This is a genomic window from Streptomyces sp. NPDC000941 (assembly GCF_053599555.1).
Genome location: NZ_JBSFMM010000004.1, coordinates 48,226 through 75,084, shown reverse-complemented (window position 1 = coordinate 75,084; position 26,859 = coordinate 48,226). Strand labels below are relative to the sequence as shown.

At 70.1% G+C, this 26,859-nt stretch carries 25 protein-coding genes; 17 read left to right on the top strand and 8 right to left on the bottom strand.

Annotated elements, in window-relative coordinates:
* Positions 1-1,251, top strand: coding sequence for a cation:proton antiporter (locus ACWDSL_RS02610; RefSeq protein WP_450480950.1), 1,251 nt, complete (start codon positions 1-3; stop codon positions 1,249-1,251).
* 30 nt (positions 1,252-1,281) lie between these two features.
* Here the strand turns inward: ACWDSL_RS02610 and ACWDSL_RS02605 are convergent, their stop codons facing one another.
* Complete coding sequence (locus ACWDSL_RS02605) at positions 1,282-1,746, bottom strand: GNAT family N-acetyltransferase (RefSeq protein ID WP_450481065.1); 465 nt, start codon at positions 1,744-1,746, stop codon at positions 1,282-1,284.
* Between the two features lie 113 nt (positions 1,747-1,859).
* Positions 1,860-3,308, bottom strand: a complete 1,449-nt coding sequence (locus tag ACWDSL_RS02600) for an aminotransferase-like domain-containing protein (protein ID WP_450480948.1) — start codon at positions 3,306-3,308, stop codon at positions 1,860-1,862.
* Here ACWDSL_RS02600 and ACWDSL_RS02595 point away from each other — a divergent pair.
* Positions 3,307-4,320, top strand: a complete 1,014-nt coding sequence (locus ACWDSL_RS02595) for a DMT family transporter (RefSeq protein WP_450480946.1) — start codon at positions 3,307-3,309, stop codon at positions 4,318-4,320. The two genes, ACWDSL_RS02600 and ACWDSL_RS02595, sit on opposite strands and share 2 nt — an antisense overlap.
* Positions 4,321-4,374: 54 nt before the next feature.
* Positions 4,375-4,581 carry a DUF1918 domain-containing protein gene (locus tag ACWDSL_RS02590; RefSeq protein ID WP_352129240.1) on the top strand — a complete coding sequence of 69 codons (207 nt, stop codon included), beginning with the start codon at positions 4,375-4,377 and terminating at the stop codon, positions 4,579-4,581.
* Between the two features lie 16 nt (positions 4,582-4,597).
* Here the strand turns inward: ACWDSL_RS02590 and ACWDSL_RS02585 are convergent, their stop codons facing one another.
* Positions 4,598-5,848, bottom strand: a complete 1,251-nt coding sequence (locus ACWDSL_RS02585) for a glycoside hydrolase family 10 protein (RefSeq protein WP_450480944.1) — start codon at positions 5,846-5,848, stop codon at positions 4,598-4,600.
* Positions 5,849-6,155: 307 nt separating this feature from the next.
* Here ACWDSL_RS02585 and ACWDSL_RS02580 point away from each other — a divergent pair, with 307 nt between their 5' ends.
* Both ACWDSL_RS02580 and ACWDSL_RS02575 read left to right on the top strand, forming a co-directional pair.
* Positions 6,156-8,438, top strand: coding sequence for a xyloglucanase (locus ACWDSL_RS02580; protein ID WP_450481063.1), 2,283 nt, complete (start codon positions 6,156-6,158; stop codon positions 8,436-8,438).
* Between the two features lie 167 nt (positions 8,439-8,605).
* Positions 8,606-9,466 carry a 3-hydroxybutyryl-CoA dehydrogenase gene (locus tag ACWDSL_RS02575; protein WP_450480942.1) on the top strand — a complete coding sequence of 287 codons (861 nt, stop codon included), beginning with the start codon at positions 8,606-8,608 and terminating at the stop codon, positions 9,464-9,466.
* A 258-nt stretch (positions 9,467-9,724) separates the two neighbouring features.
* On the opposite strand, the gene ACWDSL_RS02570 is transcribed toward ACWDSL_RS02575, so the two are convergent.
* Both ACWDSL_RS02570 and ACWDSL_RS02565 read right to left on the bottom strand, forming a co-directional pair.
* Positions 9,725-10,198, bottom strand: a complete 474-nt coding sequence (locus tag ACWDSL_RS02570; RefSeq protein ID WP_450480940.1) for a TrmO family methyltransferase domain-containing protein — start codon at positions 10,196-10,198, stop codon at positions 9,725-9,727.
* A 34-nt stretch (positions 10,199-10,232) separates the two neighbouring features.
* Complete coding sequence (locus ACWDSL_RS02565) at positions 10,233-11,624, bottom strand: Tat pathway signal protein (RefSeq protein ID WP_450480938.1); 1,392 nt, start codon at positions 11,622-11,624, stop codon at positions 10,233-10,235.
* A gap of 492 nt (positions 11,625-12,116) precedes the next feature.
* Here ACWDSL_RS02565 and ACWDSL_RS02560 point away from each other — a divergent pair, with 492 nt between their 5' ends.
* From ACWDSL_RS02560 to ACWDSL_RS02510, 11 genes are all read left to right on the top strand, one after another.
* The gene (locus ACWDSL_RS02560) at positions 12,117-12,524 is read left to right on the top strand and encodes a hypothetical protein (protein WP_450480936.1); all 408 of its coding nucleotides are present in this window, start codon (positions 12,117-12,119) and stop codon (positions 12,522-12,524) included.
* Positions 12,525-12,704, top strand: coding sequence for a hypothetical protein (locus tag ACWDSL_RS02555; RefSeq protein WP_450480934.1), 180 nt, complete (start codon positions 12,525-12,527; stop codon positions 12,702-12,704).
* Positions 12,701-12,979 (top strand): hypothetical protein, encoded by a 279-nt coding sequence (locus ACWDSL_RS02550; RefSeq protein WP_450480932.1) that lies wholly within the window; start codon positions 12,701-12,703, stop codon positions 12,977-12,979. Before ACWDSL_RS02555 ends, ACWDSL_RS02550 begins: the two co-directional genes overlap by 4 nt.
* A gap of 305 nt (positions 12,980-13,284) precedes the next feature.
* Complete coding sequence (locus tag ACWDSL_RS02545) at positions 13,285-13,575, top strand: hypothetical protein (protein WP_450480930.1); 291 nt, start codon at positions 13,285-13,287, stop codon at positions 13,573-13,575.
* Positions 13,576-13,725: 150 nt separating this feature from the next.
* A complete protein-coding gene (fxlM, locus tag ACWDSL_RS02540; protein ID WP_450480928.1) occupies positions 13,726-14,937 on the top strand; it encodes a methyltransferase, FxLD system in 1,212 nt (403 codons plus the stop codon).
* 58 nt (positions 14,938-14,995) lie between these two features.
* Complete coding sequence (gene fxlA / locus ACWDSL_RS02535) at positions 14,996-15,205, top strand: FxLD family lanthipeptide (RefSeq protein ID WP_450480926.1); 210 nt, start codon at positions 14,996-14,998, stop codon at positions 15,203-15,205.
* A gap of 89 nt (positions 15,206-15,294) precedes the next feature.
* The gene (locus ACWDSL_RS02530) at positions 15,295-18,360 is read left to right on the top strand and encodes a lantibiotic dehydratase (protein WP_450480924.1); all 3,066 of its coding nucleotides are present in this window, start codon (positions 15,295-15,297) and stop codon (positions 18,358-18,360) included.
* Positions 18,357-19,580, top strand: a complete 1,224-nt coding sequence (locus ACWDSL_RS02525) for a lanthionine synthetase C family protein (protein ID WP_450480922.1) — start codon at positions 18,357-18,359, stop codon at positions 19,578-19,580. Before ACWDSL_RS02530 ends, ACWDSL_RS02525 begins: the two co-directional genes overlap by 4 nt.
* Positions 19,562-20,563 carry a thiopeptide-type bacteriocin biosynthesis protein gene (locus ACWDSL_RS02520; RefSeq protein ID WP_450480920.1) on the top strand — a complete coding sequence of 334 codons (1,002 nt, stop codon included), beginning with the start codon at positions 19,562-19,564 and terminating at the stop codon, positions 20,561-20,563. The genes ACWDSL_RS02525 and ACWDSL_RS02520 overlap by 19 nt, the downstream gene beginning before the upstream one ends.
* Positions 20,564-20,938: 375 nt before the next feature.
* Positions 20,939-21,730, top strand: a complete 792-nt coding sequence (locus tag ACWDSL_RS02515; protein WP_450480918.1) for a hypothetical protein — start codon at positions 20,939-20,941, stop codon at positions 21,728-21,730.
* A 416-nt stretch (positions 21,731-22,146) separates the two neighbouring features.
* Positions 22,147-22,635 (top strand): hypothetical protein, encoded by a 489-nt coding sequence (locus tag ACWDSL_RS02510; RefSeq protein ID WP_450480916.1) that lies wholly within the window; start codon positions 22,147-22,149, stop codon positions 22,633-22,635.
* Positions 22,636-22,729: 94 nt separating this feature from the next.
* Here the strand turns inward: ACWDSL_RS02510 and ACWDSL_RS02505 are convergent, their stop codons facing one another.
* The gene (locus tag ACWDSL_RS02505; protein WP_450480914.1) at positions 22,730-24,268 is read right to left on the bottom strand and encodes an FAD-dependent monooxygenase; all 1,539 of its coding nucleotides are present in this window, start codon (positions 24,266-24,268) and stop codon (positions 22,730-22,732) included.
* Between the two features lie 280 nt (positions 24,269-24,548).
* On the opposite strand from ACWDSL_RS02505, the gene ACWDSL_RS02500 reads away from it, so the two are divergent.
* Complete coding sequence (locus ACWDSL_RS02500; protein ID WP_450480912.1) at positions 24,549-24,806, top strand: hypothetical protein; 258 nt, start codon at positions 24,549-24,551, stop codon at positions 24,804-24,806.
* 118 nt (positions 24,807-24,924) lie between these two features.
* Here ACWDSL_RS02500 and ACWDSL_RS02495 read toward each other — a convergent pair whose 3' ends face one another.
* Positions 24,925-25,455, bottom strand: a complete 531-nt coding sequence (locus ACWDSL_RS02495; protein WP_014175134.1) for an NUDIX hydrolase — start codon at positions 25,453-25,455, stop codon at positions 24,925-24,927.
* A gap of 58 nt (positions 25,456-25,513) precedes the next feature.
* Positions 25,514-26,851 carry a transcriptional regulator gene (locus ACWDSL_RS02490; protein ID WP_450480910.1) on the bottom strand — a complete coding sequence of 446 codons (1,338 nt, stop codon included), beginning with the start codon at positions 26,849-26,851 and terminating at the stop codon, positions 25,514-25,516.
* Positions 26,852-26,859: the final 8 nt, after the last annotated feature.

Here is a 26,859-nt window from a genome sequence, read left to right as displayed (position 1 = left end):
ATGCACTCCTCCGCTCTTTTCCTGATCGAGTTCGGTGCGGTCATCCTGGGCCTGGGCCTGCTGGGCCGGCTGGCCGGACGTTTTCAGTTCTCCCCGATCCCGCTGTATCTGCTGGCCGGTCTCGCCTTCGGCGAAGGCGGTCTGCTGCCGCTGGGGGCCAGTGAGGAGTTCGTGGCGATCGGCGCCGAGATCGGCGTGATCCTGCTGCTGCTCATGCTCGGGCTCGAGTACACCGCCAGCGATTTGGTCAGCAATCTCAAGACCCAGTACCCGGCCGGGCTGGTCGACGCCACGCTCAACGCCCTGCCCGGCGCCGCCATGGCGCTGCTGATGGGCTGGGGCCCGGTGGCCGCGGTGGTGCTGGCCGGGGTCACCTGGATCTCCTCGTCCGGCGTCATCGCCAAGGTCCTGGGCGACCTGGGCCGCCTCGGCAACCGCGAGACCCCGGTCGTCCTGTCCATCCTGGTCCTCGAAGACCTGGCCATGGCCGTCTATCTGCCGATCATCACCGCCCTGCTGGCGGGGGTGAGCGTGGCGGCGGGCAGCCTCACGCTGGCCATCGCGCTCGGCGTGGCCGGTCTGGTGCTCTTCCTGGCCGTGCGCTACGGCCGTGTCATCTCGCGCTTCGTCTCCAGCGACGACCCGGAGAAGCTGCTGCTGGTGGTGCTGGGGCTGACCCTGCTGATCGCCGGGATCGCCCAGCAGCTCCAGGTGTCGGCGGCCGTGGGCGCGTTCCTGGTCGGCATCGCGCTGTCCGGGGAGGCGGCCGAGGGCGCGCACAACCTGCTCAGCCCGCTACGGGATCTGTTCGCTGCGGTGTTCTTCGTCTTCTTCGGCCTGCACACCGACCCCGCGAGCATCCCGCCGGTCCTGCTGCCCGCCCTCGCGCTGGCCGCCGTCACCGCCTGTACGAAGGTCGCCACCGGCTACTGGGCGGCGAAGCGCGCCGGGATCTCCGTCAAGGGCCGCTGGCGCGCGGGCGGCACCCTGGTCGCCCGGGGCGAGTTCTCCATCGTCATCGCCGGACTCGCCGTCACGGCCGGTATCGAACCGGAGCTGGGGCCGCTGGCCACGGCGTACGTGCTGATCCTGGTGATCCTCGGCCCGCTCACCGCCCGCTACACCCAGCCCCTCGCCATGCGGCTGACCGGCCGGCGCAAGCCCGCCCCTGCCGAGGCGCCGCAGACCGGCGAAGCCACCGAGGAGCCGCGGGAGGCGGTGGAAGCCGTGGACCAGCGCGGCGGCCACTGACCGGCCGGGCCGCGGCCCGGCCGGGCCGCGTCACCTCCCCGGCATCTCCCCGCGGGGGAAACGCAGGGACATCCACTGGTCCGGCTTGTCCAGCGGTGCGAAGCCGACCTTCTCGTACACCCCGTGGGCGTCGTGCGTCGCCAGCAGCATGCGCCGCAGCCCCAAGGGCGCCAGGTGGTCACGGACGGCCGTGACGAGCGCGGTGCCGAGGCCCGTCCCGCGCGCGGACCGGTCGACGTAGACATCGCACAGCCAGGCGAAGGTGGCGTGGTCGGTGACGACCCGGGCGTACGCGACCTGGGCGCCCGAGGCCGTGTCGTACGCGCCGAAGTTGAGTGAGCCGGCGATGGCGCGGTCCTGCTTCTCACGGGTGCGGCCCAGCGCCCAGTACGCGTCGGTGGACAGCCAGTGGTGGATACGGGCCGCGTCGAGGCGGGAGGCGTCGGTGGATATCTCGTAGCCGTCGGCGGCCGGTCGGCCGGTCGTATCACTCATGTCACTCATGTCGCTCATGGCGGGAGGCTCGCAGGTCAGAGGGGCGGCGTCGAGAGGTTTTCGGCACGTATTCGGCACGCGAGGGATCCGGCGTGAGGGAATCCCGCGTGCCGTCAGCCCAGCACCTCGTCGCACGCGGTACGGAGTCGGCGCAGCCCCTCCGCCAGCTCGCCCGCGCTCGCCGCCGAGGCGAAGCCCAGCCGCAGATGCGGGGCGGGCGGTTCGGCGCAGAAGTACGGGCGGCCGGGCGCGACGGCGACCCCGGCACGCTGGGCGGCGGCCGTCAGCGCGGCCTCGTCGGCGCCGTCGGGCAGCCGCAGCCACAGGTGGAAGCCGCCGGGCGGGACATGGCGCAGGGCGAGTTCGGGGAGGTCCCGCCGTACGCCTGTGGCCAGGGCCTCGCGGCGGATCCGCAACTCGGCGGCGACGGTGCGCAGATGGCGGGTCCAGGCGGGCGAGCCGACGAGTTCGAGCGCCGCCTCCTGAAGCGGGCGCGGCACGAAGAAGCTGTCGACGACCTGGATGGCGCGCAGCCGCTCGAGCGCGGGGCCGCGGGCGGTGAGCGCGCCCACCCGCAGACTGGCCGAGGTGACCTTGGTGAGCGAGCAGACGTGGACGACGACGCCGTCGGGGTCGTCCGCGGCGAGGGTCGCGGGCAGCGGCCCCGCGTCCTCGTGGGCGAGGCGGCGCGCGAAGTCGTCCTCGATCACGAACGCGCCCGCCTCCCGGGCCACCCGCAGCACCTCGCGGCGCCGTTCGGCGGAGAGCACCGCGCCGGTCGGGTTCTGGAAGAGCGGCTGGCAGAGGAAGACCCGTGCCCCGCTCGTACGGAGGGCCTGTTCGAGCAGGTCGGTGCGGACCCCGTCGGCGTCCACGGGGACCGGGACCGGGCGCAGCCCGAAGGCGCGGGCGGCGGCTATCGCCCCGGGGTAGGTGGGGGACTCGACGAGCACGGGCGCGCCGGGCGGCGCGAGGGCGCGCAGCGCGGTGGTCAGCGCGCTCTGGCCGCCCGCGGTGATCAGCACCTCGGACGGGGCGAGGGCCCCGCCGCCGATCTCGGCCGCGAACCATGCGCGCAGCTCGGACAGCCCCTCGATCGGCGGGCGGTCCCAGGCGCCGGGCCGCCGCCCGGCGCGGGCGAGGGCGGCGGCCAGCGCCCGCTCCGGCTGGAGCGAGGGGTGGAGATAGCCGCCGTGCAGTTCGAGGGCGCCGGGCGGCGGGACGGCCAGAGTCATCAGCACGCCGGAGGCGTCGACCGAGCGCGGGACCGACTCCCCGGACGTCTCGACGCTGAGGGCCACCTCCTGCCAGGAGGTGTCGCCCGGGCGCGGCGCCTCCTCGCCCCCTCGCGGCCGGGCGGCCCGGAAGGCCCCGGCGCCGGGGCGGGTGACCACAAGCCCCTCGGCACGGAGTGCGGCGAGGGCGCGGGAGACGGTCACCGGGCTCACCCGGTAGCGGTCCACCAGGGCCCGACTGGACGGCAGCTTCTCACCGGGAGAGTAGCGGTTCAGCTCCGCACGGAGGATGCCTGCCAATTCCGCCACACTGCTACGCTCTTGCATGAGAGCCCAAGATAGCGCTACTGCGAGCGGAACGATAGCGGTGAGCGGTGGCGCCGAGCCGCGCACCGCCGCCCGGCCCCCGCTCGCCCGGCCCCCGCTCGTCCGCACCCAGCCCGCACCGTCCCCCGTCCGCCGCGGGGGCGCCCTCGGCACCGTCATGGCCGCGCTGGGCGTGGCCGCGTTCTCCCTGACCTTCCCCGCCACCGCCTGGGGGCTCGAGGGCCTGGGCCCCTGGTCGCTGGTCGGCTGCCGGCTCGCCCTGGCCGGGCTGGTCGCGGGCGGCGCGCTGGCCGCCCTGCGCGTCCCGCCGCCCGGCCGCCGCCACTGGCCCGGTCTGCTGGTGGTCGCCGGGGGCGTCGTCTTCGGCTTCCCGCTGCTGTCCACGCTCGCGCTGCGGACCTCCACCACCTCGCATGCCGCCGTGGTCGTCGGCCTGCTGCCGCTGACCACGGCCGTCTACGCGGCGGTGCGCACCGGCGCCAGGCCCACCCCCCGGTTCTGGACCGCGGCCGTCGCCGGCGCCGCGGTGATCGTCGCCTTCGCGCTGCAGCAGAGCGGCGGCGCGCCGACCGTCGGGGATCTGTATCTGTTCGGCGCGCTGCTGGTGTGCGCGGCGGGCTACGGGGAGGGCGCCCGGCTGGCGCGCCATATGCCGGGCTGGCAGGTGATCGGCTGGGCGCTGGTGGCCTGTCTGCCGCTGTCGGTGGCGGGCGCGGCGGTCGCCATGACCACCGAGCCCGTACACCTGACGGCGCACACCGTCGCCGGGGCGCTGTGGCTGGCCCTGGGCTCCCAGTTCCTGGGTCTGGTGGTCTGGTACCGCGGGATGGCCGCCATCGGCGTGGCCAGGGCCAGCCAACTCCAACTCGCCCAGCCCCTGCTCACCCTCGTATGGTCCGTACTCCTCCTGGGCGAACACCTGACCTGGGCCGCGCCCGCCGCCGCCGTGGCCGTGCTGGTCTGCATCGGCGTGACGCAGCGGGCGGGAGCAAACCGGCAGAAGCAGCCATAAACTGGCCTCAGGGACCGCAATACCCTCCGGGGCACCGGACAGGAGGTCACGCGTATGGAGGCGACCGTAGGCGACAAGCTGCTGGTACACGGCAGGGTTGTCGGAATTCACGACCGGACCGCGGAGATCATCGAAGTGCTCGGGGACGACGGAACCCCACCGTTCCGCGTCCGCTTCGAGGACGACGGGCACGAGTGCGTGGTCTCCCCCGGCCCGGATTCGGTCGTGCGTCACCTGCACACAGAGCCCGGACGGCCGTAGTCCAGGCCCAGACGGCTCAGCGGGGCGGACGCACGCGATACGGGTAGTGGTCGGCGACCACGCGCGCCATGGCGCCGTTGCGGTCGGCGGCCACTTCCTTCGCCGAGAAGTACACATTGCCCCGCACCTGCGGATAGTCCCGGTCGAAGGTGAGGTGCCGGGACAGCTCCGCCGGGTCCTGCCAGGGCGCGGGCTGCGCCGGGTCTCCCGCCTTGTACAGCGCCTCGCCGATGTAGAGGTCCACGCCGGTGCCCCGCACCGTCTCCGCCCACCAGGGCACCAGCTTGGCGTAGTCGGCGGCGGCGAAGCCGATGTTCCAGTACACCTGCGGCACGATGTAGTCGATCCACGCCTCGCGGACCCATTTCCGCGTGTCCGCGTACAGGTCGTCGTAGGTCTGCACCCCGGCCCGGGTGTCGGAGCCCTGCGGGTCGGTGGCCTGGTTGCGCCAGACGGCGAAGGGGCTGATCCCGAACCGCACCCGCGGGTCGAGCCGCTTGATGCGGACGGCGGTCTCGCGCACCAGCCGGTCGATGTTGTCCCGCCGCCAGGCGGCCCGGTCCGGGAACCCCGCGCCGTGGCGCTCGTACGCCGCGTCGTCGTCGAAGACCTGGCCCGCCACCGGATAGGGGTAGAAGTAGTCGTCCCAGTGGACGGCGTCGACGTCGTAGCGCGCCACCGCGTCCAGCATCGCGTCCTGGACGAAACGGCGGACCTCGGGCAGGCCCGGGTTGTAGTAGAGCTTGCCGCCGTACGGCACCACCCACTCCGGGTGCAGCCGCGCGGGGTGCGTGGGGGCCAGCCGGGTGGGGTCGGTGTGGTTGGCGACGCGGTACGGATTGAACCAGGCGTGCAGTTCGAGGCCGCGCCGGTGGGCCTCGCGCACGGCGGTGCCCAGCGGGTCCCAGCCCGGATCGCGGCCCTGGACGCCGGTGAGGTATTCGGCCCACGGCTCGTACCGGGAGGGCCACAGCGCGTCGGCGGTGGGCCGGACCTGGAAGACCACCGCGTTCAGCCGGCGCTCGACCGCGGTGTCCAGGAAGGCGAGCAGTTCGGCGCGCTGCTCGGCGGCGGTCAGGCCGGGCTTGGAGGGCCAGTCCCGGTTGGCGACGCTGGCCAGCCACATCCCGCGGAACTGGCGCCTGAGCTGCCCGCCGCTCCCCCGCGCCTCCTCGCGCCCGTACGCCGCCGTCGAACCCGTCGTGACGGTCGCGGCCAGCGCTCCGACGGCCGCGACCGTCAGTCCCCTGCGCGTGATCTGCCCCATCCTCGCTCCTCGCTCGCTCGCCTGTCGATCGTGGCTAACTCCCGCCGATGATGCGGGTCTTACGGCCGCGCGGCAATCCTTCCCACCCTTCCGGACGACTTCTCGCCCGGTCATCCGGCCGCTAGCATCGGTGGTACGCACATATGGGAGCGCTCCCAAGCCCGGACACGGACAGACCCGCACAGACCCGCCCCCGTACCGCCGCGACCCGCGGCGGATGCCCGGAGAGGAAGTTCCCGTGCGTTTTCATGACCGGCGTTTTCATGACCGGCGTTCTCATGACCGGAGAAGACCGCTCGGCGCGCTCATGGCCGCGCTGGCGCTCGTCGGCGGATTACTGACCGCGGCCGCCGCCCCGGCCGCCGCCCGCCCCGACGACGCCCCGAACAAACCCACCGCCGGCCTGGCCGCCGCCACCTGGAAGAACGTCCGCGTCGACGGCGGCGGCTTCGTCCCCGGCATCATCTTCAACCGCAAGGAGAAGAACCTCGCCTACGCCCGCACCGACATCGGCGGGGCGTACCGCTGGGACCAGTCGGGCAAGCAGTGGGTGCCGCTGCTGGACTGGGTGGACTGGGACCGCTGGGGCTGGAGCGGGGTGGCCAGCCTGGCCAGCGACCCGGTCGAGCCGAACAAGGTGTACGCGGCCGTCGGCACGTACACCAACAGCTGGGACCCGACCAACGGCGCGATCCTGCGCTCCTCCGACCGCGGCGCCACCTGGCAGACCACCACCCTGCCCTTCAAGGTCGGCGGCAACATGCCCAGCCGCGGCATGGGCGAGCGGCTGGCGGTCGACCCGAACAAGAACAGCGTGCTGTACTTCGGCGCGCCGAGCGGCAACGGCCTGTGGCGCTCCACCGACTCCGGCGCCACCTGGTCGAAGGTGACGGCCTTCCCCAACGCGGGCAACTACGCCCAGGACCCCAGCGACTCCAGCGGCTATCTGAGCGACAACCAGGGCGTGGTCTGGGTGACCTTCGACGAGCGTACGGGCTCGTCGGGCACCGCGACCAAGACCATCTACGTCGGCGTGGCCGACAAGCAGAACACCGTCTACCGCTCGACCGACGCCGGCGCCACCTGGTCGCGGGTGGACGGACAGCCGACCGGCTACCTCTCCCACAAGGGCGTCCTGGACTCCAGATCCGGCTACCTCTACATCACCACGAGCGACAAGGGCGGCCCGTACGACGGAGAGAAGGGCCAGGTGTGGCGGTACGCCACGGCCACCGGTGAGTGGAAGAACATCAGCCCGATGACGGACGCGGACACCTACTTCGGCTACAGCGGGCTGACGGTGGACCGCCAGAAGCCCGGCACGCTGATGGCGACCGGCTACAGCTCCTGGTGGCCGGACACCCAGATCTTCCGCTCCACCGACTCCGGCGCCACCTGGACCCGCGCCTGGGACTTCACCAGCTACCCCAACCGCTCCTTCCGCTACACCCAGGACGTCTCGTCCGTCCCCTGGCTGACCTTCGGCACCAACCCGTCCCCGCCCGAGGTCACCCCGAAGCTGGGCTGGATGACCGAGGCCCTGGAGATCGACCCGTTCGACTCCAACCGGCTGATGTACGGCACCGGCGCCACGGTCTACGGCACCGAAAACCTCTCCACCTGGGACTCCGGCGGCCAGATCAAGATCACGCCGATGGTCAAGGGCCTGGAGGAGACCGCGGTCAACGACCTGGCGAGCCCGCCCTCCGGCGCCCCGCTGCTCAGCGCCCTGGGGGACATCGGCGGCTTCCGCCACACCGACCTCGACGCGGTGCCTGCCAAGATGTTCAGCTCACCCAGCTTCACCACGACCACCAGCCTGGACTACGCCGAAACCAACCCGAACACGGTGGTGCGGGTCGGCAACAACGACGCCGCGCCCCGGATCGCCTTCTCCACCGACAACGGCGCCAACTGGTGGCAGGGCAGCGAGCCCTCCGGGGTCACCGGCGGCGGCACGGTGGCCGCGGCGACCGACGGCAGCGGCTTCGTCTGGAGCCCCGACGGCACCTCCTCCGTCTACTACACCGTCGGTTTCGGCAACTCCTGGACCGCCTCCAGCGGCATCCCGGCCGGGGCGGTCGTCGAATCCGACCGCAAGAACGCGAAGAAGTTCTACGGCTTCAAGAACGGGACGTTCTACGTCAGCACCGACGGCGGCGCCACCTTCACCGCCAAGGCCTCCACCGGTCTGCCCACCGACGGCCCGGTGCGCTTCAAGGCCCTGCCGGGCACCGAGGGCGACATCTGGCTCGCCGGCGGCTCCACGAACGGAACGTACGGGCTGTGGCACTCCACCGACTCCGGCGCGACCTTCACCAAGCTGAGAGAGGTCCAGCAGGCCGACACCATCGGCTTCGGCAAGGCCGCCCCCGGCGCCTCGTACCAGGCGCTCTACACCAGCGCCAAGATCGGCGGCACCCGCGGGATCTTCCGCTCCACGGACGCCGGGGCGAGCTGGGTACGGATCAACGACAACGCGCACCAATGGGCCTGGACCGGCGGCGCGATCACCGGCGATCCGCGGGTCTACGGGCGGGTGTACGTGAGCACGAACGGGCGCGGCATCCTGCGCGGCGACTCGACGTGACCGCGGCCACGGTGCGCTCCAACAGAGCCCACCACCCGCCCACTTGAGATCCCGGACGAGGCAGCGGGCCGGGGTCGGGACCACAAGGTTCCGGCCCCGGCCCACCCACCGGAGCCGACCGGCAGGTAACGTCGGGGACGACCTGCAGATCAGCGGAAAGGCACGAGGTGACCGACATCGAACGCGTCGGAGTGGTGGGCTGCGGCCAGATGGGCGCGGGCATCGCGGAGGTATGCGCCCGTTCCGGCCTGGAGGTCAAGGTCGCGGAGACCACCGGCGAGGCCCTGGAGCTCGGCCGTACCCGGCTGACCAACTCCCTCGGCAAGGCCGCCGAGCGCGGCAAGATCACCGAGGCGGAGCGCGACGCCACGCTGGGCCGGCTGAGCTTCACCACCGACCTCGGCGAGTTCGCCGACCGCGATCTGGTCATCGAGGCGGTCGTGGAGAACGAGCAGGTCAAGACGGAGATCTTCCAGGTCCTCGACCAGGTTGTGACCCGCCCCGACGCCATCCTGGCCTCGAACACCTCCTCCATCCCCGTGGTCAAACTGGCCGTCGCCACCTCCCGCCCCGACCAGGTCATCGGCATCCACTTCTTCAACCCGGCCCCGGTCCAGCAGCTCGTCGAGCTGATCCCGGCCCTCACCACCGGCGACCAGGCCATCAAGCGCGCCGAAGCCCTGGTCCACGACATCCTCGGCAAACACGCCATCCGCGCCCAGGACCGCTCCGGCTTCGTCGTCAACGCGCTGCTGATCCCGTATCTGCTCTCCGCCATCCGTATGTTCGAATCCGGCATCGCGAGCCGCGAGGACATCGACAACGGCATGGAACTCGGCTGCGCCCACCCCATGGGCCCGCTCAAGCTCTCCGACCTGATCGGCCTGGACACGATCGCGGCGATCGCCGACTCGATGTACGCCGAGTACAAGGAGCCCCTGTACGCCCCGCCGCCGCTGCTGCTGCGCATGGTCGACGCGGGGCGGCTTGGCCGTAAGACGGGGTCGGGCTTCTACGAGTACGGCTGACCCGTCCGCATGCATGTTGGGAGGTCCGTCTGGCTGCCCGGGCGGACCCGAGCAACGCTGCCGCGGCGAGGGACAGCTTGGGTCGATGCCGTCCGCCGATCGGCGCACTCAGGACCTCAGCCCGCTCATCGTCCACTGCTCACCTGGCAATGAGGGCGGCTGGGCCTTCTACGAAGCGCTCGGTCTGCGCCCGGTGCCATCATCTTCCAGGATGGTCTGGGCATCCTCCCGGCCTCTGGGGCGTCGTAGCCGACGAAGTCAGGACTTCTTGGCCCAGTAGTCTGCCAGCATTTCGCCAGGCCATGCGGGCTCGCGGATCGTTCCTCGCGGGCCCATCTCCTCGAAGTAGGGTGACAGGTCGTAGATCTTCGTGCCGACCACGGCGTCCAGATCGGTCACGTGCAACCTGAGCCCGTCGACCTTGATCAATCGAGGGAAGCTCTGCGCGAGCTGGTTGGGACGTCGGTGGTTGCGATGGGCGAACGTTCCTGTTGCCGGCCACTGGGTGTTCCCGCGCGGGCTGCGAGCGTGGTATTCGACGTCGCTCGGGGATGCCTGGTCGAAGTGCCACACGACCACCAGGTGGGAGAACTCTTCCAGGCCCTGCACGGAGTCCAGGGGGAACTCTGACTCGTCGAGCTGGATTACCGACTCGACGCCACCCCAGTAGTCATCAGCGACCTCGGCGCGACCTTCGACGACTTCCCCGATCGGTTTGATCTTCAAAGCCATGACCAGCCCCTCTCCGATCCAACGACCCGTGTGATCAATCTGCTTGGGCAAGGTACACCGTCGCGCGGGCGTCAAGCGCGCCCACCGCAGGGATGCCGCGCTTCCGGAATGGCGACAGCAGTTTCCGCATGTCAACGACTGTCTGCCGCGCCCGTCCCGAATAGATCCCGTCCTCCATCGCGTCCAGAACGCTGGTCCAGGTCGCGCAGGCTTCTTCAACTCCTCCCTGTGCGATCTGCGTCGCGCCCATGTACCCGAGGGTCACCGCGTGGGTACGTCGGAACGCCGCCCCGCGCGTACGGACGGAGCGCCGGAACTCGTTCACTGCCCGCTGGTGGTCACCGAGATCCCGCAGAGCGCATGCCGTCTCATGTGCCAAGGACGCCTCACCGAAGAAGAAGGTTCGGTCCGGTTCCCTGATTCCATCCCGCGCATTCGACAGGTCGTCCTCGGCGCGCAGCAGCACTCGTGCCGCCGCCTGCTTCTGGCCGTCCGCGGCGAGCGTACGAGCGTGAACAACGCCGAGGAGCGCACGCTCACGGGGCGTTGCCGCGGCATACCGATCCCCGTGCACCGACGCCTGAGCAATCTTGAGGGCTTCGCTGCGAAAGCCCAGGTCGAGGGCCTGGTGCGCCATCGCACGGAGGATGTGACCGCTCAATGGCGCGTCACCGGACCGGGCCGCTAGCTTCACCGCGGTGTTGAAGCGGCTGAGCGCCACCGCGTGCTCGCTATTGTCGAACGCCATCCACCCCGACAGGTAGGCAAGTTCCGCTGAGGCAGCGAACATTGCACGTCGCGTCTCGTCGTTGGCGAATCGGCCCCGAAGGAAGTCGAGCACTTCGGACTTCAGATACTCGTCCACGGCGCGCCGGCCATGGCCACCTCCGCGCCGTTGGTCCATACGGGAAAACGCCTGGGTGAGCTCCCGTACGGTCGCCACATCTCCATGACCGACGCGCTTCCCGGCCGCGGGTTCCTCGGCCGGGGGCTTCGCCATGGCGGTCCACCACGTCTCGTCCGGCAGTATCAGGGCCGCCGCGGAATACACCCCGCCGGTCAGCAGACGACGCCGGTCCGCGTCCACGCCACTCCTCAAGTCGTTCAGCGCGATCAACGGATCGACACGCCAGTCCAGCGCCCCCTGCGCTGGCGAGGTGGAAACTGTGAACCCGACCTCTTCTGGCGTGATTTCACGCTTCAAACGACGGGACAGTGCCTGGCACAAGATAGCGGGCGCAACGCCCTGCGGCTGGACTCCGGAGACCCACATGCTCACGTGGGAGCGCCCGATCTTGGAGTTCTCCCGCACCTCGCCGTTCAGCGTCTCCGCGGCGACTCGGTTGTACGCAACGGCGGCCTGGGCCCGTGACCAGCGCGCTTCTTCCAACAGTGCAGCTAACTTCTCGTTCCGCTCGCGTGCCATCGTTGCGCCCCCAGCCACTGAAGCCGATCTTTGACCACGTTGACCAACCTGCGCTCGGCACGAGCCCAGACCGGCCACAGATCCAACGTAATGCTCAACTGCTCGCCCACATCCTGCAGGTGTCGGAAAGTCACCCCGCACCACCGGAGTGCCCACTTCACTGCGGATGATCTTTGACCACCTTGACCACTCCCGGACCGTTGACCCCATTCCGGTAACCGCGATGAGGCGGTTCGCTCTTGTAGGCCAGCTACTCGACGAGCGGGAGCGCCCCACATGAACTCATCTACTGGAAGGTCCACCGTCACACGCGCCGTACGGCTGGGCAGCCTCGTGCTCGTCGTCTCCGAGCTGGTTACTGGACCGCACGATGACTGGCGAGCACGCCATGTGCATGGTCGTGCCGCCTGACCACACAGACCACCCGCCACGGAAGAACCCCCGCGACGTTGCTGGAGCGGCGAACGTCCGGGGGCCGTGGCCCTCAACCCCATGGAGGTTGACGGCATGCGCAAACATAGCGCGAAGATCCTCGAAACACTGTCGCGGTTGTTACTTCCCGGCCGTGGTCGTCACCGTGCGGCCGATTCGGCCGATGGTTGTTCCGCCACGCGTTACCAGGACGCGCCGATGATGCGCCCTGCGCACCTGCCCGACGCGCCCGCACAGCCCATTGCAGGAGAGTGCGCGGGCTGCACCGTCTCGTTCCGCCCGGTCTTCGGTCCTCCTGACAGCCACGAGGTAGCCATGGTCCGGCCGTACGTCGTCACGTACGAACAGCAGTGGGAGCAGCGTGCGCAACGTCGGTTGCGCCAACGGCGTCGGCGGACGCTGCGGCTGGCCGCGCACGGAATCGACGTCGGCCCACACATCCTCCACGGCGTGAGGGTGGTGGCGTAGGTGAACAACCCGACGGCGTCCCCGCTTCAGCAGGGACAGGACGGCGGACAGCACGGACAGGGCGGGCAGCAGCAGGGACAGCAGGGCGACGACGACCGCCCGACCCTTGAGGCACTGCGGCAGCAATCGGTAGCCCTGAGCGAACAGATCGCTCAGCATCTGAGGCGGGGGACGACGTGAACCACGCATCAGCCACCAGGGTCGCGCCGAGCGCGAATTGGACCAGCACCCTGCCTCGTCTCGCGGTCGGCATGGTGGTCTACGACCGGGTCTACGACATGCCCGCGACCATCGCCGACTTCGATGGGCCGATGGTCTGCCTCACCCGCCCCACCGGCCTCGCATGGCGGTCGCACTGTGCCTCCGTGCGCCCCGCTACGCGGTACGAGCGGCGGCAGCTGCGGGCCATCGCGCAGCTTCACGCCCAGCGCCAGCGAGGCACAACCACCGCATAGACGCTGCCTCCTGCCGGGGCGATCAGCTTTCCGTTCCCCCACGAGAACACCCCCGGCACGGGCGCGGCACCAAGCCTCCCCGGGCCGTCCCAGCAGCAGGAAGCGCTGGGCGGCCCGGGACAGGCCGACCCCGAGGAGAGGAGCGCCACGTGACCCCCACCGTCCGTACCTACCGACGTACAGCGGACAAACGAAGATCAGGGCCATGCGGCGCGGCAAGGTCGTCGTCACCCGCTGCCGTGACTGCAACGGGTCGCAGCACCAGAAGTCCTGACCCACAGAGCGCTTCGCCGGGGTGATCGCCCATGGCAGATGGCCCCTGGCACGCCGAATGGACGTTCATCAGCACATCCGGCATCACCACAGGAACAGCCGACCGTGCACGGTACTTCGATATCCGCACAGCCATCTTCAAAGCAGCTGACAAGTCGCTACCTGATCTGTCGCGCGAGGACACCGCCGGAAGAGACGAGCCCTGGAAGCTTCTGATCAGAGCCTTGTACTCCGAAGCGATGCTCTCGGCCGACGAAACCGGGGCATGGCAATACGCGAGCCCGGACGGCTGGGCGAACGTCACCGTCCGCTTCACACCGTAGCCACTGTTCTCCCTCCGTCCGAAGTCGCGTCCCAAGGAGGGATGGGAGAAGGCTGAATCTCAGCCTTGGCCGGAGGGCCGCATGGCGCGGAGATAGCAGGGTCGACATCATCACGGATTCACATACACGCACCATGAGGAGACCATGCACATGGCCGAACTGCCCGACGAGAACCGCGCGGCCGAACTACGCAACACGGTCGTGGACCAGCTGAAGGAAAGCGGCTGGATCACCTCGCCCACCATCGAGGCCGCCATGCGCAAGGTGCCCCGTCACCTGGCCGTCCCCGAGGCGTCGCTCGAGGACGCCTACAGCACCTACGACGCCGTGATCACCCAGAAGGACGAGCACGGCAAGCACACCAGCTCGGTGTCCGCTCCGCAGGTCCAGGCGATGCAGCTGGGACAAGCCGACATCCGCCCCGGTGACAACGTCGTGGAGTACGGCACGAACGGGCCCAACGCCGCGTACATTGCCGAGCTGGTGGGCGACACAGGGCAGGTCACCACGGTCGACATCGACGCCGACGCCGCTGGCCGCGCCGCGGGCTTCCTCACCGAGACCGGCTACTCCCGCGTCCGTGTCCTGACGGCTGACGCATCAGGCGGCGTTCCCGAGTACGCCCCGTACGACGCCATTGTGGTGACCGTCGGGGCTTGGGACATCCCGCCCGGCTGGCGCGAGCAGCTGGCCGAAGGCGGCCGGCTCGTCGTTCCGCTGCGCATCCGGACTCTGACGCGCACGTACGGCTTCGTTCGCCAGGGCGACCACCTGGTCAGCTCCAGCGCCCACGTGTGCGGTTTCGTCCCCATGCAGGGCGAGGACGCCCACGACGAGCAGCGGCTGTCCTTGGATGACGGGGTCAGTCTTCGGTTCGACGACGGGCCTACTGTGGACCCTTCCCTGCTGGACGTGGTGCTGAGTACCCCGCGCGCTGAGACCTGGACCGGCGTGACCGTCGGCCGCACCGAGAACATCGGCACGCTCCAGATGTACCTGGCGACCATGGCTCCCGGGTTCTGCATCATGTCCGTCGCACCCGACTCGGACACCACGGTGGTCAAGCCCAGCAACAAGGGCTTCTCGATGGCTGCGGTCCGTGGTCCGAACTTCGCCTACGTACTGGTTCGCCGCCCGGACGACAAGAACGTCGAGTACGGCGTCCACGCCTTCGGTCCCGACGGCGCGTCGTTCTCCGAGGAGATCGCCGACTGCATCCGGGCCTGGGGCAAGGAGCACCGTGGGGGGCCCGGCCCGCGCGTGGCCATCTACCCGGCCGGCACGCCTGATGACCAGATTCCCGGCGATCGGGTCATCGACAAGAAGCACAGCCGGATCTCGGTCTCCTGGTCGGCCGCGTAGTACGCGGTGCTGGGCCAGGACGTCATGCACCACCCATCAAGAAAGGGAGAGTGATCGCATGACCGCTGCCATGCTGGTCGACGGAGCGACTGCGCTGGCCGAGTCGCCAGTTGCGGATCTGCTCGACGACGACTTCCAGCTGGACGTGCACGTCGTCGTCGCCGAGCACCCGGGCCGCAAGCTCATGTGCTCCACGAGCGACGGCTGCGGCAACACCTGCGCCAACGGCGCCAGCTCCTGCAACTCCTTCATCGAAGACCCTTCCTGACGGGTCCTTCCGTCGCCGGGGCGAAAGCCGAACTCCGCTTTCGCCCCGGCGGCACCCGTATGCGCGCCCCATACGAGGAGGAGAAGCCTGTGGCACATCGATCACCCATCGGCTACGAGTGGCAGCAAGGCGCACTGCTGCGCGCCTCCACCGCTGCCGATCCGATACCCCTGCCCGACCTGGATGCGTACGGCGACGACGCGGCTACACAGGGCCGGGCATGGCTGGCCACCGTGTGGCGCGACCAAGTGTCCGACGCGCTGGCTGCCGCCAGCCCCATCCTGTTTCAGCAGGTCGCCGCGATTCTGGACGGCAAGCACACCGACGCCCGGCGTGTACGCCGAGCCGTCCTGTCGCTGGCCTCGTACCTGTTGCGTTGGAGCCACCGGCCCACACCGTTCGGCGTGTTCGCCGGGGTCGCCCCCGCACAGATCGGCCAAGGCCCGCGTGTGGTGTGGAGTGACAAGCGTCGGACCGTGCTCCGCGCAGACGCTGACTGGCTCACCGATGTCATCACCCGGCTCGAACAGTCTCCTGAGCTGCTTGGCCGACTGGACGTCGTCGCCAACAACGCGGGCCAGCAGCGCGGTAACCGGCACGTCGTGCCCGGTCTGCCGTCCGACGCGCATGCCAAACGCTTGGCCCCGGTCGAGCTGTCCATCCGCCGCACCCGTCCTGTGGCCGCCGCCCTCTCCGCAGCCGTAACGCCCGTCCCGTACAGCTCCCTGCTGCGCGGCCTGGCCGAGCTGTTTCCGGCCGCCCGCCCGGACCAGCTCTCCGGCCTCCTCGCCGACCTTCTGTCCAAGCACATCCTGATCAGCAGCCTGTGGCCGCCGATGACGTGCGCCGACACGCTCACCCACGTGTGCGAGCAGTTGGAGAAGGCAAACGCCGCCAGCATCTCTGACATCGCAGACCTGGCGTCCCAGCTCGCGTCGATCCGAGACGGCGTGAACCACCCGGAAACTCCCGCCCCATGGGCGCCCGGCGCCCAGCTGGCGCAGAGCATGCAGCACGTGAGTGCCACCGCCCGCGTGCCGCTTCTGGTGGACACCGTCCTCGACTGCGACGTCCAGCTCCCCGAACACCTGGCGAGTGAAGCTGCCGAAGCCGCCACCGTCATGTACCGGCTGACGCCGCACCCGTACGGCTATCCGCAGTGGCGGGACTACCACCAACGGTTCCGCGCCCGGTACGGGGCCGGGGCGATGGTGCCCGTCCTGGACCTGGTGGCCGACAGCGGTCTCGGCTTCCCCGCCGACTACCTCGGCGCGGATCGCACCCGCGCCCCACGCCACTTAGTCGAGCGGGACGAGACCGTCCTCACCCTGCTCCAGCAGGCCATGCTCGACGACAGCCCCGAGATCGTCCTTACCAAGACGACCGTCTCCAAACTCACGGCCGGCGACACCGAACTTTTCCTCCCCGTTCCGCGGGCGGAGGTCGCGGTGGAGATCCACGCCGCATCGCTGGACGCCATCCAGCACTCCGACTACCGGCTCCTGATCACCGGGGCGCCCCGTCCGGGCAGCAGCATGTTCGGGCGCTTCGCCCATCTGCTTCCACCCGAAGCACAGTCCGCTCTTGCGTCCAGCTACGCGACCGCCAGCCCCGGAGCGATCCCCGCACAGCTTTCCTTCCCTCCGCGCCGCCGCCGCAACGAGAACGTCACCCGCGCCATGCAGCTGCTGCCGCACGTCATCCCGCTGGGTGAGCACCCTGCGCCGGGCCCCGGCGTCATCCGGCTGACCGACCTGGCAATCACCGCAGACGCCCGGCAGTTCTACCTCGTGCAGATGTCCGCCAGCCGCCGCATCGAGCCCCGCGTCCCGCATGCCCTGGAAGCCTCGGTCCACACACCACCCCTCGCCCGGTTCCTGGCGGAGATCACCACCAGCAGATGCGCCGTCTACAAGGCGTTCAACTTCGGAGCCGCCGCGCGCCTCCCGTACTTGCCGCGCGTGCGGTACAAGCGGACCATCCTCGCGTCCGCACGGTGGCTGCTGGCCGCTGAGGACCTGCCCGGCCGCAGTCTCCCGATGCCCGATTGGGAGACCGCCCTGCACCGCTGGCGGGACAAGTTCCGCGTGCCCGACCGCGTAGCCCTGGTCGAGTACGACCAGCAGCTGCCCATCGACCTGTCTCAGCGGCTGCACCGGACGGTGCTGCGGGCCCGGCTGGACAGCACCCGCCGAATCGAGCTGCGAGAAACCCCCGGCCCGGAGGACCGCGCCTGGATCGGCCGCCCGCATGAGTTGCTGATTCCCCTGAAGCTGGCGAACGCCGTCGGCCCCCGCTCTGAACCACCCGTATTCACGGTACCGGCCGCAGCCACCAGGGCTCTTATGCCAGGACGTGCGTCGATCCTGCACGCGCAACTCCACGCTCACCCACAGCGGTTCGGCGAGATCCTGACCGGACACTTGCCCGGCCTCCTCGCCCAGTTCACCGACCCGCCACAGTGGTGGTTCCGCCGTCACCGCGACACCACACGGCCCGACTCCGACCTGCACCTGGCCCTGTACCTGCACCTGCCGACTCCGGATGATTACGGCGCGGTCTCCGCCATCCTTCACGACTGGGCCGACACTCTGCACGAGCAGCGCCTGGCCTCCCGCCTGGAGCTGGCCACCTACCAGCCACAGAGCGGCCGCTACGGTCACGGCCCCGCCCTTGACGCAGCCCACACGGTATTCGCTGCTGACTCGGCCGCCTGCGTGGCGCAGATCCGCATCACATCCGACGACAGCCACACCGGCCACGCTCTCACCGCGGCGAGCATGTACGACCTGGCGACGCAGTTCACCGGCGACGCGGACCAGGCAGCCGACTGGCTGACCCGCCACCTGCCCCACGAGCACGGCCCGCTGGACCGGGCGCTGCTGCGTCAGGCCCTCGCCCTGGCCCACCCCGACGGCATGGGCCTGCGGTCCATCCCCGGTGGCCCGGAGGTGGCCGCCGCCTGGCAGGACCGCGCCGTCACTCTGCACATGTACCGCGACCAGCTGACCAAGCAGCGCGACCCCGACACCGTGCTGATGTCCCTCCTCCACCAGCACTACATCCGCGCGCTGCCGGTCGACCCCGACCGCGAACGTCTCACTGGCCGGCTCGTCCGAGCCTGCGCCCTGCGCCACCGGGAGAGCCAGCCGTGACCACCACAAACAGCCCGGCCACCGCCGCCGACACCTTCGCCCGGCACCTGACCTCCCCCACACCCCCACCCGAAGACCAACCCTGGACAGCGCAGTCCCTGGCCGTCGGCGCAGCCGGTACTGCCCTGCTCCACATCGAGCGGGCCCGCACCGGTCGCGGCACCTGGCAGCAGGCGCACGCCTGGATCAAGAGCGCCGTAGCCGCCGACGTCAGTGCCGCCGACACCAGCGGTCTCTACCTGGGCGCGCCCGCCGTCGCCTTCATGCTCAGCTGCGCCATAACCGCCGACTCGGCCCGCTATCACGACACCTTGGCCACCATGGACCAGCACGTCACCGATCTCGCGCACCGCCGGGCCGATGCCACCGACACCCGCCTGTGCAGCGGACGCCGCCCCACGTTCCACGAGTACGACGTCTTCTACGGGATGACCGGTATCGGCGCCCACCTCCTGCGCCGCGCCCCCGCTGGAAACGCGATGGAACGTATCCTCTCCTATCTCGTGACGCTGACCCGCCCCACCCTCGACCATGACAACGGGGAGCTGCCCGGCTGGTGGGTCAGCCACGACCCGCACCTCACCCAGTCCCGGCAGTTCCCCGGCGGGCACGCCAACCTGGGCGCGGCCCACGGCATCACCGGCCCGCTGCTGCTGCTCGCCCGCGCCCTGCGCCAGGGCGTAACCGTAGACGGCCACCAGGACGCCATCGACACCATCCTCGGTTGGCTCGATGCGTGGCGGCAGGACGGGCCCAGCGGACCCTGGTGGCCGGAACACCTTCACCTCGGCGACCTCCAAGCGGGCGTACCCAGTCAGACCGGCCCGGCCCGTCCCAGCTGGTGTTACGGAACCCCCGGCATCGCCCGCGCGGGACAACTCGCCGCTATCGCCCGCCACGACGCCACACGACAGCACCTGTACGAGGAGGCCATGGCCCGCTGCCTGACCGACTCCAACCTGTCGACGATCGTCGACACGGGCCTGTGTCACGGCTGGGCGGGCATCTACCAGACCGCCTGGCGCGCGGCCCACGACGCCGCCGCCCCGACCCTGCGGGCTGCCCTGCTCGACCTGGCAGCCGCCCTGACCCGGCACGCCCAATCCGGGCCCGATCCCGGCCTCCTGCAAGGTGACGCGGGCACCGCCCTCGCACTGACCACCGCAGCCCACGACGCTGCGCCGACCTCGGGATGGGACGCATGTCTGCTGATCGACTGAGCCAACCCACTCACCTGGAAGCGACCCTGCACGCCGTGCTGGAGGTCATGGCCGGCGCCAGCACCGACACCGCCGCAGCCCACGCCGGACTCGAACCCGCCGACCTGGACGCCGCCGTCGCCGTCTACCAGCAGGCCGGACAGCGGGCGCTCGCCCAACAGGCAGGGCCGCCGGCGTGGGCTCAGCTGTACGTACAGTTCACCGACTGGGACAAAGCCGAGCGGACCGCCGCCGACCACATCGCCCCCATCCTGGATCTGGCCCAACAGGAAAAGCGGATCACGGGCTGGTGGTTCATACGCAAGCATCCGTGCTGGCGGTTGCGCCTGCTCCCAGCTCCCGGAACGCAGCTCCCCCCATCGCTGGCCGACACGCTGGACGAACTCACCGCCGACGGACGAGTCAACCGCTGGTGGCCCGGCATCTACGAACCCGAAGCCGTGGCGTTCGGCGGCGAAACCAGCATGACCATCGCCCACACCCTGTTCCACGCCGACAGCCGCGCCATCCTCACCACAGCCCATGGCGATCTGGGCCGCCGGGAGTTGTCGCTGCTGCTGTGCGCCACTTTGATGCGCGCCGCCGGACTGGAGTGGTACGAGCAGGGCGACGTCTGGCATCGCGTCACCCAGGAACGGCCCCTTCCCCCAGACGTACCGGGCGCCAAAGTCCAGGCCATGGCCGGAAGCCTGCGGCAACTGCTGCTCGCCGACACCAGCCCCACCGGCCCCATGCTCCAGTCCAACCGCACGCTCAAGCCCGCCGCCGACTGGGTCCACGCGTTTCAGCACGCGGGAACAGACCTCGGCACAGCCGCCCGGGATGGAACCCTCGACCGTGGCCTGCGCGAGGTCATCTCCTACCACGTGATCTTCCACTGGAACCGCATCGGCCTGCCCTCCCGCACCCAGAGCATCCTCGCTCACGCGGCCCGCAACGCGATCTTGCACCCCGTTGACTCCGCGGAAAGGCCGACGCTGTGACCGCGACGCCCGCGCCAGCAAAGTTCCACCGCCTCGCCAAGCGGTTCCCGCTGGTGAGCCGACCCCACCTCGTCTACCCCAACTTCGCCACCCGGATCGAAGAGGTACGCGCCTGTGCGGAGAAGTCGGCGCAAGACGGACCCCTCCTCGACCGAATCGACCTCGCGTGCGCCACCTGGAACCTGTCCGCGCTGATCGCCTCCGACTGCGGCCTGACCGACCTGGCGACCGACCCTGTGCCTCCGTCAGCTCCGCGTCTTCCAGGCGGCATGGCCCATCACCGGGGACGCTGCCATCAACAGCCTCCAGCCGATCGTCAACCTCGTACGACTTGCGGCCCGAGCCGGAGACCCGAACTCCGCCTATCAGCAGCTGATGAGCGTGCTCCGCGCCGTACACGACGGCGGCACCGTCACCGTCCACGGCCATCCCATCGACCTCACGGGCTTCACCACCGACACGACCCGGGACCACATCCAGCCCTGGCTACGCACCCTCCTGCTCGAAGACGGCACGCGGCTCCTTGTCGCCACCAGCCAATGGTCGCAAGCAGCAGAGCACGCGACCGCCTACGACCAAGCCCCTGAGCGGCTGCACGACAGCACGCAAACACAGGTCATCGCACACCTGCACAGGGCCGACACGGACGCAGCCAACTCCCTGATCGACAAGGCCACGATCACCGAACCGTGGGAGAAGGCTGTCGCACAAATCCTGCGCCACTACGCCGACCGCCTTGCAGGCCGCACCACGGCAGAAGCATTCACCACTGTGGCGCGCGCCGTGCGGGATGGCCTGGAGCCCACCCCTCCACACCTGCGCATGTTCCGGGTGAGGCTGGTCCTGACGGCAATCGACCTGGCACCAGAAGGCTGCGAAGCCCAAGTACAGCCCCTACACAACGCGATCGTCACCGACACCGCGCAGGCAGGCGACGCCTACGCTGCACGCGAGATCCTGCGCCGCCCCGTCCTATCGGCCAGCGAGCAGCCACGGGTTGAGCTGGAAGCGATCGTCCGCGACGGCCGCCTGGGGCAAGGGACCCTGCCGGAGTCGGTGCTGTCCACGATGTTGCAGGCTGTCAACACCGCGGAGGCGAGCCTCCTTCACTGCCTCGTTGAGGAAGGAGCAGCGACGCTCCATTTGAGGCGGTCGGGTAGCAGCTGACGCAACGGGCCGCCGCGCCCGTCAGGTGACGTGTGGGCTGCGCGCGGCGCTTCGCCCATCACGCGATCTTCGGCGTCTCTCCTTCCCTGGAAGACCGTTTATGAGCGCCACCGGCTGTGGTCGGCCGCTGGTTCAGGAGGTCGCGAACTGGGCCGCTCGCGGGGCGGGTTCACCAGCAAACTCCACCTGAGTGCCGACAGCCGTTGTCGCCCGCTGTCCTTGATCATCACGCTGGGGCAGCGGGCGGACGGCCCCCAGTTTCGACGAGAGCGTTATAAGAAGGGCAATACCGTAGAACGGGCGCCGGTCTGTGGGTGCCGTCCTATGGTTCCGGGATGAGTAACTCGACTGCGGCTGCTGTCCTCACAACTGCCAACCTGTCTGAAGCGATACGAGCGGTGCGTACCTTGCTGGGCATGGCAGACGTCGGCCAGGGAGAGGTTGACTTCGAAGCCGTGATCAGGTCGCCGGACGTGCTGGCGCAAGTGCGTCACGTACTGCCCGACCTCGAATGGTGGGCGTCGGCCGACAAGGAGCACGGTTCGTCGGAGGCCGGCGACAACCCTGCGGACTGTCTGCCGATCCGAGTGTTCGACTGGGGTCGTCCGCTGGACCGCGCTGAGCCCTTCATCGCTGCTCTGGGGCCAGATCCCGCGTCTGTTCGGTGGGATCTGGACACTTGGCCCGCAGTTCCCGAAGCGGGGCTGGAGGCGATCTCGCAGAAGTACGCGTACCTCACGCTGACAGTGAATTCCCGGGACCTCTACCAGGACGAGCCGTCGCAGGACCACACCGTCCACGTGCACGTCCGGAACCGGAACGACGACCAGGTCTCCCGCGTCCATTGGCTCGCCGATCAAGTGGGTGGCCGATTCACAGGCAGGGTGGAGTTGGCCCCTCTGTAACCCCTCAGCAAACAGGCAAGACCGCCGTCTCCAGCTGCCGCTGGCGGTCTGGCCTCCCCCATAGCCGGACACCCATCGGACACACCGACCAACGCTAGGAGGGTGTCGAGCGGGTGATGGTGGTGAGGGCGTGGTGGAGGGTGGAGTCGTTGGGTGGGCGGTCATGCCAGCGGGCGCCGATGTGGCCGTCGGGGCGGATGAGGAGCGCTCCGTGAGGGCCGATCTCGCAGAGGTCGGTGTACTCGCGGGGCAGGGGCTCGATGTGCAGCGGCCATGGTGCGGTGGAGTGTCGCTCCCAGTGGGCCGGGTCCGGGGTGAGCAGGGTGAACCATTCGCCCACGGCGTCGAGCGTGGAGCGGTCAGGTGTGAGCCAGAGATGCGGCATTCGATGGCCCGGGTGCGGGGTGGGGACGTAGTCCGGGCCCGTGTCGGTGTCGGCATCGGAGCAGTACGTGGCGCCGAGTACGAGACCGAGTTGCGCGAAGTACCGCTCCGACCAGGGCAGTTCGACGTGGGTCGGCGCCGACTCACCCGCCTGCAGCTGCTCGCGGCGCCGGTTCTGTACGTCGAGCATGAGCTTGGTGTTGGCCACCGCTTGCCGGAGCGTCTGGTGGGCGACCGGGTGGCGTTCCGTCTCGTAGGTGTCCAACAGGCCTGGCTCGGCCCATCCGCGGAGCACACCCGCCAGTTTCCAGCAGAGGTTGTGCACATCGGCGATGCCGGTGTTCATGCCCAGGCCGCCGACGATGGGGATCGCGTGCGCCGCATCGCCGGCCAGTAGGGTCCGGCCGTGGCGGAGGCGTTCGGCGACGAACGCGTTCATCACCCAGTGCTGAACCCGCGACACGTCGGCTCGTACGTCGGCGCCGGGGCCGAGGGCGCGCGAGACGAGTTCGGGCCAGTCGGTGTGCGCGGCGTCTTCGGGGGTGGGAACGAACCAGGCCCACCCTCCTTCGGGGTAGAGCGGGGCGAACAGTCCGTGCGCGGTGAAGTAGACCCCGGCGGGCTGGTCGGCGCACCAGCGGCTGAGGTCGGCGTCGAACACGACCGTGCTGAAGCCCCCCATCCCTCCGGGGCCTGTGGTGTCGATTCCCAGCCGTTGCCGGACGGTGGAGTTCGCCCCGTCGGCGGCGAGTACATAACGGGCACGGACCCGGGTCTCCGCACCGCTTCGGTGGTCGACGAGCAGGGCGACGACGCTCTCGGGTTCTTCGGCCGGCTCGACGAGCTCGACCCCGAACCGTACGGGTGCGTCCGCCGCGGCGAGCAGGACGGGTTCCAGCCGGTCCTGCGAGGTGACCACGCCGATCGCGGGGCTTTCGGGCACCGGCGCGTTGACCCCGATCATCGCCGCGGTGGCGAAGTCGCGGTCGTGGATGGTGTCACGGAAGCGGATACGGCCGTACTCCGGCGCGAACGCATCGGCCGCGATCTTGGCCGCGAGCCCGAGCCGGCGGTAGATCTCCATCGAGCGCACATTGACCAGCCGGGCCCGGGGAAAGGGCGACAGCTCGCCGTGCCTCTCGACCAGCAACGTCCGGATACCCCAGCGCTCCAGTAGCGCCCGCGCGGTGAGCCCGATCGGCCCACCGCCGACGATCAGTACCGGCACCTCGGCGTCTGCTGCGGGCATGACGGCCTCCCGGACCGCGGATCGGTCGGACGGGATGAGAACGCCGCAGGTGTCCCGCGGTTACGTCACCGGCGTGCAGAGCACTCCAATGCCTTACGCAGCGTGATCACTCTCGGCTCCGGATGTGACCGACCACACAACTCGGTCACACGGTTTTCACACGGGGTGTGCGCCGGTGACCCGCGTCCGTCCTGCACACACTCTCCCGCGCTACCCTGCGACACGGTTGACTCGGACTGTCGAAAGTGCACGAAAGCACATTCCGGAAGGGGAACAGTCCGTGACCACCGAGCCCGAGCACGCCGCGTTAGCCGTGGAGCTCGCGGAAATCCGCCGCAGGGTCGATGTCAGCCTGGCCCGTCTCGACGGACAACTCGCCCTGCTCGACCACCGCGGGGAACAGTCCGAGGAGGATGTGGAGCAACTGACCGTACGCGTACGGCACTTGGAGCACGGCCGCTGGCCGCTGCCGTCCATCGCCGCGCTCACGGGGGTATGCGCGCTGGTGCTGGCGCTGTGGCAGGCCGCCGTCCGCTGACGCCCGGCCTGGGGGGCACACGGTTGGGGGGCACGCGGTCGGCAGGCCGCCGGCGGGGGCGACGCCGGCGGTCAGCCGAAGCGGATACGTCAGCGCAGGCGGATGTCAGGCGGAGGTGTCAGCCCAGGCGGATGTGGTGGAGCAGCAGCAGCGCGGCCGCCATGTTCGCGGCGGGCACCTCGCCGCGCGCCACCATGTCCGGGACGGACTTGAGCGGCACCCAGGCGCGCCGGTCGGATTCGAAGTCGTCCTCCGGCGGCCCGACGTACGCGGCTTCCTCCGCCCAGTAGATGTGGTGCCGGGCGTCGGTGAGCCCGTTGGACGGCTCGACGGAGAGCAGATGGCGCAGCGGGCCGGGGCGCCAGCCGGTCTCCTCCTCCATCTCGCGGGCCGCGGCGACCTCGATGTCCTCGCCGTCCTCGACGACGCCGGCCGCCAGCTCCCAGCCCCAGGCGTCGGTGATGAAGCGGTGCCGCCACAGCAGAAGTACCTCGTTGGCCGCGTTGACGACGGTGGCCACGGCCACGGGGCGCAGCCGGATCAGATAGTGGTCCAGGTGGCGGCCGTCGGGGAGTCTGACGTCGGCGAGGTTCACCGAGAACCACCGGTTCTCGTACACGGTCCGCTCCCTGAGGTTCTTCCATCGCACTGTCAGCCACCTTCCGCCGCACAGTTGGCAAGGCTGTCGACGAGGGCGCGGACCGGACTCAGAGAGGCACGCGCAGCGCCCCGTCGATGAGTTCGGCGGCCTCGGCAGTCGCCGCGCTCCCGCTCTCGGCGAGGTGTTCCCGTACGGCGCGGAGCCGGTCGCGTAACCGCCTGGACTCCATACCGCGGGCCCGCTCGGTCATTTCCACCGCCGTGGCCACCGCCCGGTCCGCGTCGCCCTGTCTGAGCGCGATATGGGTGAGCATCGCGAGCCGGTGCACCCGGCCGCGGTCGTGCGCGGGGGTGCCGACCGCGGCGGCGGCGTTCTCCAGGGCGCCGCCGAGGTCGCCCAGGCTCAGCAGCGCCTCCGCGACCTGGACGTTGACCAGGCCGGGCTGGACGTAACCGGTCTCGTCGGGCTCCTGGCCGGGGCGGATCCGGTCGGCGGCGGTCTCGGCGCGCCGGATGCAGGCCAGCGCCCCGGCCCCGTCGCCCAGCCGCGCGTACGCCTTGGCCTGCATGGCGTACAGATCGGAGGCGAGCGCGGGGGTGATATGCGAACCGGACGCGCGCAGCGCCGATTCGGCGAAGGCGACCGCCTGTCGGTACTCCTTCATGAACAGGGACTGGTTGACCAGCAGCGCGATGACATACGCGCCGAGCCCGCGGTCCCCGCTGGCCTTGGCCAGCCGCAGCGCCTGGTGGAAGTAGCGCTGGGCCAGGCCGTGGGCGTCCGAGTCGTAGGCGCAGATACCGGCGATGGCCACCAGGCCGCCGGTCGCCCGGTGCAGCTGGCGGCCGGTGGCGTCGGGGTAGCTGCCGCGCAGCAGCGGCGCGGCCTCGGCGTTGAGGAAGCCCACGACGCGGGCTCTGGTCGCCACGCCTCCGGCCTTGCGATACAGCTGCTCGTAGTGGGCGCGGGCGGCGCGGAGCATGTCGATGTCGGACATGCTGACGCGGGTGAGGCCGCGGCGGGAGACATCCGAGTCCTCCGGCGGGTTCTCCCACTCCCACACCGGGATGACGGCGGGGGTGCCGGTGACCGCGGGGGCGGCCACGATATGGGGCCGCTGCTGCTCGTCGGAGCGCCACAGCGCGGTGGCGCGCTCGACGAAGCCGGACAGCGGGGTGGCGGGGGCGCGCGGGGAGCCGGGGGTGCCGAGGCCGATGTCGTCGAGGGTGAGCGCGCGGTGCAGCCGCTCGCCGAGCACTTCGCAGATGAGGTCGGGCACTTGGCCGCGGGGGCGCTGGCCTTTCAGCCAGCGGGCGACCGCGGTGTGTTCGTACCGCAGCTTCATGCCGCGGGCCCGGCCCGCCTCGTTGATGTGTGCGGCGAGTCCGGCATGGGAGATCCCGGCCTCGTCGAGAACGGAGTCGAGCAGTGTGTTGGGCTCCATGACCCCCT